Raw genomic sequence first — 9,883 nt, forward strand, 5'->3', positions numbered from 1 at the left:
CATCCTTGCCTATAGTGACGCCGGATAGATTTAAGCAAGCCCAAAATTCATCAAAATGAGTGTTGCAAAAACGAGGGTGACCATAGATAATGATTTTATGCCAGACCAAAGACCAGATATTGGCCGAATATACCTTGCGCGGTATTCAAAAGCCAATTGGCGTTTCGGATTACGAGTTAACCTGTACATTGCCAGGGGACTTAAAATCCAGCTTACCAAGCATCGAGGATGCAGGAAGCAGAACTCAGTCATTATGGGGAGTAACCAATATACTGCTGAGGAAATGTTATAGCCGTTGGCCTCATATTAGAGGCCATCTTTCTGCAATATGTTACCTATCGCGCAGAAAGGCTGTAGAAAGGTTATCATGCAACTTGTGACTTTTAGACAATACCTCACAAAAAGCGTGTTCAATTGCCTCTTCTGAATCTAACAGATAGAGTGCCTTATCATCGTACTGACACCAGAACCCATCTGTACACATAATTATTACCTCGCCAGGAATACGTCTGTCGATCTTATAGCAGAAATGATGAGTACTGTCTTTTGACACAAATTGCGTGACGCGGTTTCTCAGCGGATGCGTTCTTAATGTCTCAGCAGGGGATTTTCCCCATTCAACACACCGTTGGGCCAGCGTATGGTCAACAGTACGCTTCTGCATTGAAGGCCAGTAAATGCGAGTATCACCAAGCGACATATAGCGATAATACTCTTGATCGGAAACGATAATGGCAATACTTGCCTTACCAGGATAACCGTCACGCGCATTGAGAATGCGGTTGATTTCATAGCAGATGCTATCACTGTCCAGTCGGGCATACTGAATAGTTGCAAACTGCTCACCAAGATAGTCAACATAATGGGGGAAACTTCCGCAATAACTGAAACCGTCTATCATGATTGATACTGAATGTGTGTCAGTACGGAAATAAAAGAAACGATCCAGTTGCTCTCTCCTATTCCCTTTGTCGCTCAGTGCTAAACACTTAGTCAGCATATCTCCCATCCTGTGGTATGCTCCCAAGGTAACGCACGATAAAATAGCCTGATCCGCTCATAGGCTGTGTCGAATTCTGGCAACATCCCTTCGATCTCAGCAGTCAACGTTTGATACTCACGCTCGGAATGTTGTTTGATATCTGCACGATCTAATGTTGCAGGGTTCACGACGCCTGGTTCAAGGCGACCGACCGATTTGTACAGTAATGAAGTTAATATCGACAACATTTCAACTTCGTCAAGTTCAACGTTGTTAAATAAATAGTTCAAATCATAAATGTCTTGTCGGCGAGAGCGGTTGCGCGGTACTTGTTGGATGATAGAACGGATTTTTTCTGCGATGAGGTCAGTAAGGCTGTAGGCACAGATTTCATTCTCATCCGTCAAGGTGATGTGATCAACATGCAAACTGTCTTCATTCAGGCTGTAATCAATCTTAATCGTGTTAGGACACTGTTTTTCACGTAGCCGTTTCATTTCCCCGCAACTTGTGTTTCTGGCGTATCCAATTTTTAAGTTGAACGAGGGGAACGTGGCTTTCTCATATTGGTTTTTGGGTTGAATCACAACGGCTTGAACCGCACAAGTGACCTGATAGGGAAGCTCTCCGGAAACGATAAGCAGTGATTCATTGAGCTCTGCGAGAAACTCTTCCTGGTCAATATCAGCCAATTTCATTGCCGTAGAAAAATCAATATCCTCAGTAAAACGGCTACTTTGATAACGGATCCCTAGTAGCAACCCACCTTTCATGATCATCTTGGGTTTAAGATAGTCGCTGGACGCAATGGCCTGAAGAACGATATGGACTGCCTGTCGAAAAGTGATCCTATCCTTCGGTGCTTCTGCAACCCACTGCTCAATTGAGTATTCCATATGCCACTTTTTCTGTTCTAAAGATTGAGAGATATGCACCAGACTTCTGAGTACACCTCTTTGTACGGCTGCGAGGCCACTAATTTCCGGCTTCCACCACGTTGAACCGACCGCTTCCAAGTGTCTATCGTTCGGTGTTTAAGGTGACAAACGTCTTCCAGAATATAGCCCGCTCTGGCTTTATCAATGGAGTTTCCATCCTTCTCAACGGTTTTTACAATTAAAGGCAGATATTCTTTTGCATACTCTTCAAACACCTCCATCACATGCATAAAACCGCCACACATTTCAGGCTTTTTGAGCATATCAAGAAAGGTCTCACCAATATTAGTCACCCTTATCCCCCCTGAACCATAGAGCTCTCGCTTCATCACGAAGTTTTTCTTATTATGAATGAGCAACTCCTTGCCATCGATCTTCCCTACGGATGACACTTTCTTCGGCAGCAAAGGATGAATATCACTGATACCTGGAAACTCTTGAGCGAGTTGTTCATTCAGCAATTTTTTGGCCTGTGCTTGAGAAGATTGGACTAAATGCACGATATGAGGAATACGATCCGTTATGCCATGCCATTCCATTGCCGTCAAATAGGCCAAATAGGAGTAAGGAGTGATACTACAGGCAATCTGCTGTGCGCTCGCCTGATCCTTGTTACTGATTTGGTAAACCACGCCCTCAATCACAGGAGAAAGAATTCCTTGAGTCTTTAAGTCACTCAGTGTGATATCCAGGACTCTGCTATCCGGCTCTGGAGCTGATATCTTCCCAATCCGTACACCCTCAAATGATTTATCACGGTATAAGGTGTAGATAAACCTGTTGAACTCATGTAATCCGATCGCTGGGTTATCATACTTGTTGAGTAATGTTCGCCGCAGAGCTTCCCGGAGAGGAATAGTTTCATTCATCATGTAACGCTACCTATGTATAAGTCCTAAGGACTTATACATAGGTATGCGTAAAAAGTCAAATAGTTATTTTCCTTGATGCTCATCTAATTTCATGAAATTATGGATAATATTAAATATCTTGACAAATAAGTTGGTATTTATACAATGACGTCCTTAGGACGTCATTGTATAAATACTAATATGATATTTTTAATACTGTCGGGTTGTCAATGCTAGCCCGCAGAACGGAGCAACAGTAAATCCTTAAACCACTTACTAGCAAATATTTGCTTGGATAAAGAAGAAAATTATGGAAGGTAAATTACAATCTCTTTTCCTACGCCTGAAAAATAAGAACAGATGGAACATAACGTGGAGAGATCATATTCAATCTACCATCTGACTAATCGTGCAGACTTGATTGATATATCTTACTCATTCTTATTAGTCATTGAATAATTTATTCTAAAAACAATTCCAACTCCCTTTTAAAAGTTCGTCAATCTAATGTAAGTCCACTGGATAGAAATGCTAAATTTACGCACCAGATCATCTTAGTCATTAAGCTCATTGAAAATCTCATAGTCGAGTACACTGATTTTCCAAACCAATCCTATGGGAATACCCAAAAATCCACATCATACCGCTTTTACCTCAAAGATATTTCTTAAAAGTACTCATCATCACGGTAATAGCAAGCCCTAATAGGAGAGCTGCGGGTAACAATAATAAATTGGGATACACAGCCGATGGCCAGGAGAGATATAACAGACAGGGTACACAAAACGCCGGTTTCACAAACCATTTGGCATGATGATAAACAAAACTCGACTCATAAGCGGCTCCATAACGCCGTAGGTCACGTCGGCTTAGTCCTTCAACTACAGCAACGCCTATAACTATCACAAACAATGGCAAAGACAATACCAGGATAGTGAGCCGGATAATAAAGGTTATCGTTACATACACTGTTGCCAGCAGGTACTTCCGCAAACTTTCCGCCAGCCATACACTCCAATCGCTCAACTCTCTCACCATTTCATGGTAGCTCCGAGCTTGTACTGTATGCTGTTGATTAATCCAGTCCAGTGTACACTGTCTACAAGCACCCACTGATAACCCCATTTTAACCCGATATTGAGCGTAGTAGCCGGCTCTGATAACAGTAAGCTGCGGGTAAACTCTTTAGACAACCAACCGCTTTCCGTGATCATAACTTGCTGGCTGTGTCTCTCTCCCTGTTCCGTCCAGAAAAAGGCGATCCCAAAATATTCAATCACCAGACTGAAAAACAACGAAGCCAGCAACAAGCCAATAAGCATCCACGGAAAATCCCACAAAACCGTTTTTAATGGTCCTGACTTTTTCGATGGTGTCTGCGGCGACTCAGTTTTCGCTTGTGCCATTATCTACCATCTCCATATCAGAGTCATCAGTCAACACAGCAGTTTTTAACACCGCATCCAGGTCAACTTGTCTATCATCTGGCATTGCGCTACCCGACCACCAGGATTCACTGGTACGGTAATGTTTACGCATATCATCAGCGATTTTTTGCAGACTTGCCGGCATCAGGTCATCATCATCGGCTGCCGGCAGCGGCATCCGAATCTTCCATAACCGTCCCCCTTCAAGCAGAGCAAATGCCTGACCTTTCGGCAAATTAATCACCTCGGCAGGGGTAATTAACGGCGTTCTGATCGTGCTAACCCGGTCCTGAGTGTTAGAGGTAAAGTGACTCCCCTGCTCCGGACTGGAGATATCAGTAATCCCGGAGACCAAAGTTTTAGTGTACACTTCCACCTCTGGCAACTGGCGGGTTAGCAGCTCAGCAGTGTTATTTTCCCTAACACGCAACATAACTAAGGTATTAAAATTTCCTGTTACCTGTGCCGCTTTAGCACTGCTGCCAATGCGTGCTTCAATATCAGACAAGGTCTGAGTGTAAGCGGTTACCTCTATCCCGGCACCGCCCCCCTTGTTAATCAGCGGAATAAATTCATCGCCCATCAGCTCATTGAATTCATCACAATGTAAGCTAATGGGGAGTTTTCTCGTTTTACTTTCTGGCAAACCGTCATCCAGACCAAATTTGTAGATATGGCCAGCAACGGAAACCAAGTCTGCGAACATGGAATTGCCTACTGCCGAAGCCACTTCTGCATCCGATAAAGCGTCCAGCCCCACATAGACGATACCTTTCTTACGTATCACTTGTTGCCAGTCAAAGATGGGACGCGGATCATTCATATCCGTGTAATCTGGTGCCAACAGCGCGGCTATTTTCCCGTGGTCAGTTTTTCCAGTAATGGCAACAGGGACGCCACAATTTTGTCAAAATAGGTGCGATCATAGCGAACCGCACTGCGCAACCCGTCCAGTATCGGATCATAGAGTTTTTTCCCCACTTCTGAGCTTAATGCCATTTCAATCGCCCAGATTTTCACTGCATTCGCCTGCCCCTGCATATTGCGTGGCAAATCGTCTTCTGTCAGCAGACCCAGACTTTTCTCTACCTGCTCCCATAACACAGGCTGGCATTGCCTGATAATTTTTTCAGCATAAGTTTCATACAGTTCCCCAATATTGGTGACATAACGTAATATCAGGGTGTAATCCGGTCGCTGCCCCAGTGCCACCAAAGCACGAGTAACGATATTGACAAAACGCCAGGCAAACTCACGAAAAGCGGCACTGTTACCCGCCCCACTCAATTGTCCTGCTATACGAGAAGCGACTTCTGAAACCCGCCCAAAACGGCCAACAGCATTGTAACGGGCACTAATATCCGGCCAGCCCAGATGAAACACATGGAACTCATCTTCCCGCCCGACACGATGCGCTTCCGCCCACATGCGTTTGAGCAGGTCTGCATCCCCTTTCGGATCAAACACAATCGTGATATTACCCCGCCGGATATCCTGCGTGATGAGTAACTCTGCCAGCCGGGTCTTACCAACACGGGTTGTACCGAGGACCAACATGTGGCCAACCCGCTCACGCAAATCCATTGACACATTGACTTCATCCGGTTCAATGCCATGCAATGCTGGATTGCCTCCTACTGGCGGCAGTGGCCTCACCGGGTTCCACGGAGAATCACGTTGCGTCAGACGACATAAAGAGGGCAATGGGTACTCAAACCGCTGCTCAAATTCCCTCGCTAATTGATAATACCGGGAAGGTTGAACATAACGTTCGACTTCCGGGCGCAGAGTATCCAGAAATCGTTGCGTATGTTTTTGTTGCCAAAGAAACCCTTTCCCCAGAAACAATCTCTGATGGCTGACGGGCACCTGGTGACTGGCCATCACATAACGGGGCAATCGCCGGATATGACGCCGGTAACGCAGGACCCGCAGCCCTTGCCGAAACCGGATACCGGACAACACCCCAAAACCCACCGCTGTGACATCACTAACCGACGGTGACAGCCCCACAGCCCAGGGGGCTGAGAGACAAATCCCCGCGGCTACCGCTGCAACCACAGCCGTATTCAGTTCTACCGCCGGACGCAACAGGGTTTCAATCACATAGCGATCACTCATCAATCACATGACCGTTGAAAATGTGAAGGACACAGCCAGTCTCGTTTCCCTGCCAGCAAATCAAGCAGGCGCTGACCACTGATAAGCTGAATACGTGGATACGATTTCAGTAATGTTCGGCTTGTAGGGCTGATGCGACCGGTATGAATAAAAAAGCCATCACATTGCTCTTTAATCAGCAACGTACCAAATGCCTGAATATGACGGGCTGCAATAAACTGGCTGTAACGTTTGGCCTGAATCAGATAACGCTGCCTGGCGATAAACACCTGGCCGTGCAAACCATCATCACCGCTGTAACGACAGTTGCGGATGACGGGCAGCCCCTGACGCTCGAATGCCAACAACAATAATTCTTCAAAAACATACGGGTTGATTTTGCGTAAATATCTCAGGCGTTGTGCATCTCCCGCTAACTGAGGTAACCGATCCAGAATACGGGCAGCCTGTGTCCGGTAGTGACGATGACGCCATGACCGGGCTGATAATGAAGGCAAGTTGAGCCACAGCACCACAATCGTCAGCAACAGCCCCAGTAGCAGTAACCATGCTGGACAGCCCTGCTGCCACACGGTGTCTAATACCAGATGACGAGGCCACATCAGCGCACCTGCTGAGTTAAACCGGTATCGGTTATCAACACTGGGTAATGCCGCAAGTTCAGCCGCCGGGCTAAATCACTGCCGGAAGCGGGAGCCAATACTAATCCCTCTGCAAGCTGACGCAGTTCATCCAGTTGTGTTTTATCCCGCACACTGACCAGCAACCCCACCGCCTGCTTTTTCCGAAGACCAATCAAATTTTTCTTCAACCACTGTTTTGACCGGGCATCATCCCCAATCATGAACAACTCCCCCATTCCCGGCAATTGCAACGGACGAGCGTCAACAGGTCCGGGAGACAATTCCGGCGTTTCCACCGGTAACATGCCCCCTTCGGTTAAATCTGGCGGGGCCGCCTCCGTATTTGAAGAAGTCGTCGGTTCATTGTCCTGAGCGTTAATGGCCTCAAAATACGCTGCTGTAGATTGTCCACCTAAATCAGCCACAATAGTCAGTGCAGCCTGAGAGCAGGGCGTCAATATCATCATCATTAAAAATAAACGGCAGCGATAACGGATTAACATCTTCTTTATTTTTCCTTCGGTTCAATCCAGGTCTGTGTCGTATTAGCCACAGCAATATTGGTGGACAAAACAAGATATCGGGTTTCTAGCGTACTCAGTTTACGTGCGACGATTTTCCGATACTTACTCGCAGGCTGACCGCCAGCGGGATGGTGATAACAGCCTGCCGCATTCAACCAACTACCCGGATTGGATTGATAACAGGTTTTCAGAATACGGGCTGCCGCATGAAGATTAGTATAGGGGTCCAAGGCATCCCAATAAGAACGAAAATAATGGCCGTTCCAGCCTAAATTCACTTGAGTAATCCCCACATCAATACGTTTGAGCGGTACGCTACGCATAAATCCCTGCAACGCCTGCCAGACCGCCTGCCGGGTTGCATAACGATAACTTTTTCCAGCCACATTGAGCGTCCACGGCCAGGGGCGTTCATGTTTCTCCTGTGGCAAACGTTTTGCCGACTCTGCCAGTGCCAACGCATAAAGCATTTCAGCGGGTACGCCATGAACCCGCGCAATCTGCTGGTACCCAGGCGGAACGACCTGTTTTACCGCAGCGGCCATACCTTCTGTCATCCAAAAGAGACTTCCCGCCACAGCGAGACTCAAAATGCCACCACACGCCATCCGTCATTCTCACGTTGTAGTACGACCGGCATTTTCCCCTGACCAAATTGTCGCCAGCGTCCTTTGTCATGATTAAGCGTGATTTTTCGGCTACCGACTTTTTCTGATGGAATATGATGTTTACCTGCCCAGGTACGTAAAACATCATCGTTGCCTTCACTATCTACCAGGTAAATATCCACCTCACGATCAGCTGACAAGACAGCAGCCAGCCGGGCATCACAAGCCACGCAATCCTCTTTCACAAATAACGCCAGTCTCCCTTGATTACCCTGTGCGATTCCGTCCCCCTTCCCTAAATTAACCGGCAAAATATTCGGCGCCAGACGCTTCCAGGCCGCATCCACCGCCCGCTGGAACGCCAACTCTTTTTCAGTACGGACATATTCCTGTTTGACCCACAATTCTGCATAACGTTGACGCGCTTGTACTGTTTCTGCCTCAATACCCAATGCACTCAACGGATCGAGTCCAGGAGACTGAATGCCCCGTTGTCCCTGCATCAATTGCTGATAACGCTGAAACTCTGCTTCCGTCAGCCCCCACATTTGCGCCTGAATACGGTGGTTTTCAGCCTGCGTGACCTGTTGCTGAGTCGCTTTCATTCCCGTCTCTGTCTGTTCAGAGATAGCAACCTGTGCCGCCGAAGCTGACAGAGACATAACAACGCCAATCAGCACCACCCCCTTCCTCTGGCTGAAAAAATCTTTTCTCATCATTACCCTCCATTGACTGACAGGGTTTGACGGTGCCCTTGTACCTGGAACAAAGCCTGATGATCGGAGATACTGACCAACGTCCATTCAAATGCGCTTTCACCCGGAGTCAATAAGCGCATTTGAGATATTTGGGAATGAGGATCTGTGTCTCGTGGAATAATAACGGCATAAACTTGTTCTCCCCGACGTTCAATACCAGAAAGCATGAAAGGAGCCACTATCCGTTTCTTCGCTCGAAGAACTTCCCGATCAGGTGTGCCCGCTTTTTTACCAAAGTACTTTTCCTGCTGAGATTTCCACGTGATTAATGCGTCAACGCGCATTTCTTGCTGTTTCACGGTATTTTTCAATACACTTCCTGCTTCGGTAAGATCCTGATGCGCACGGCTTAAATCAGTCACTGACCGTACCAGCGATTTCTGTTGGTCGTTGACGGATCCCTGTTGCGCTATCAATGCCTGATGAAACCGGTCATTTTGCATTTGCCAGTCCTGACGGGAGACAAAGCCGGTATCCGCTTTATCAAACCGTTCGTGCAGCTTTTGCACCTCATCAGGCAAATGCCGGAATGATCCATTTCGCATCAATGACTGAAATTCCACTAACTGATGATGTTGCTGCCGTACCACGAATGCCAGCAACGCTATGCTGACAATAACAAGCAATATTGACAGATACCCCAGACATTTTTTTAACAACAATCTAGGTTGGGTCTTTTGAGAAACCGCTTGCTGAAAGCTATCAATTTCAGCTTCAGACGTCGGCGACAGAGGAGGGATTTCAGTTGTCATACACAACATCCTTGTTTGTTTTATTTAGCGCTGTGCCTGGCGTACTTTTAGTATTATCGGGTTGCTTGACAAAAATGTGACTTATTCAGACAGTGATTAGAGTCTAATCATATGATTACCCGATATAAGGAAGCATACTGTGCAAAACCAGAGAGGATGACGATAAAAAACTCAATATGAAAAAATGAAAATTACACTCCAATATAGAGAGCATAAAAATCTATGGTCACCCTCGTTTTTGCAACACTCATTTTGATGAATTTTGGGCTTGCTTAAATCTATCCGGCGTCACTATAGGC

9 protein-coding genes and 2 pseudogenes are annotated in these 9,883 nt (G+C 46.5%); 1 reads left to right on the forward strand and 10 read right to left on the reverse strand.

The window, feature by feature from the left end; all coding sequences use genetic code 11:
- Positions 1–89: 89 nt before the first annotated feature.
- Positions 90–380, forward strand: a complete 291-nt coding sequence (locus Phpb_RS25160) for a PDDEXK nuclease domain-containing protein (protein ID WP_240492675.1) — start codon at positions 90–92, stop codon at positions 378–380.
- On the opposite strand, the gene Phpb_RS25790 is transcribed toward Phpb_RS25160, so the two are convergent.
- From Phpb_RS25790 to Phpb_RS23150, 10 genes and pseudogenes are all read right to left on the reverse strand, one after another.
- Complete coding sequence (locus Phpb_RS25790) at positions 332–1,000, reverse strand: PP2C family protein-serine/threonine phosphatase (protein WP_065392406.1); 669 nt, start codon at positions 998–1,000, stop codon at positions 332–334. The genes Phpb_RS25160 and Phpb_RS25790 overlap by 49 nt on opposite strands.
- Positions 994–1,878, reverse strand: a complete 885-nt coding sequence (locus Phpb_RS23110) for a nucleotidyl transferase AbiEii/AbiGii toxin family protein (protein ID WP_065392410.1) — start codon at positions 1,876–1,878, stop codon at positions 994–996. Before Phpb_RS23110 ends, Phpb_RS25790 begins: the two co-directional genes overlap by 7 nt.
- Before the next feature lie 17 nt (positions 1,879–1,895).
- Entirely contained in the window at positions 1,896–2,792 is an 897-nt protein-coding gene (locus Phpb_RS23115; protein WP_021324377.1) for a type IV toxin-antitoxin system AbiEi family antitoxin domain-containing protein, read from the reverse strand.
- Between the two features lie 633 nt (positions 2,793–3,425).
- Positions 3,426–4,177 (reverse strand): annotated as a pseudogene (locus Phpb_RS23120) (TIGR03747 family integrating conjugative element membrane protein).
- A pseudogene (traD, locus tag Phpb_RS23125) lies at positions 4,158–6,319 on the reverse strand (type IV conjugative transfer system coupling protein TraD). The pseudogenes Phpb_RS23120 and traD overlap by 20 nt, the downstream one beginning before the upstream one ends.
- Positions 6,319–6,921 (reverse strand): restriction endonuclease, encoded by a 603-nt coding sequence (locus Phpb_RS23130; protein WP_065392407.1) that lies wholly within the window; start codon positions 6,919–6,921, stop codon positions 6,319–6,321. Before Phpb_RS23130 ends, traD begins: the two are co-directional and overlap by 1 nt.
- Positions 6,921–7,445 (reverse strand): integrating conjugative element protein, encoded by a 525-nt coding sequence (locus Phpb_RS23135; protein ID WP_082302668.1) that lies wholly within the window; start codon positions 7,443–7,445, stop codon positions 6,921–6,923. Before Phpb_RS23135 ends, Phpb_RS23130 begins: the two co-directional genes overlap by 1 nt.
- A 5-nt stretch (positions 7,446–7,450) precedes the next feature.
- Complete coding sequence (locus Phpb_RS23140; RefSeq protein ID WP_420848372.1) at positions 7,451–8,074, reverse strand: transglycosylase SLT domain-containing protein; 624 nt, start codon at positions 8,072–8,074, stop codon at positions 7,451–7,453.
- Positions 8,053–8,790 (reverse strand): TIGR03759 family integrating conjugative element protein, encoded by a 738-nt coding sequence (locus tag Phpb_RS23145; RefSeq protein ID WP_065392408.1) that lies wholly within the window; start codon positions 8,788–8,790, stop codon positions 8,053–8,055. The genes Phpb_RS23140 and Phpb_RS23145 overlap by 22 nt, the downstream gene beginning before the upstream one ends.
- A 2-nt stretch (positions 8,791–8,792) precedes the next feature.
- Positions 8,793–9,584 carry a hypothetical protein gene (locus tag Phpb_RS23150; protein WP_065392409.1) on the reverse strand — a complete coding sequence of 264 codons (792 nt, stop codon included), beginning with the start codon at positions 9,582–9,584 and terminating at the stop codon, positions 8,793–8,795.
- Positions 9,585–9,883: the final 299 nt, after the last annotated feature.

This window comes from Photorhabdus namnaonensis (assembly GCF_001684335.1).
Lineage (GTDB): Bacteria > Pseudomonadota > Gammaproteobacteria > Enterobacterales > Enterobacteriaceae > Photorhabdus > Photorhabdus namnaonensis.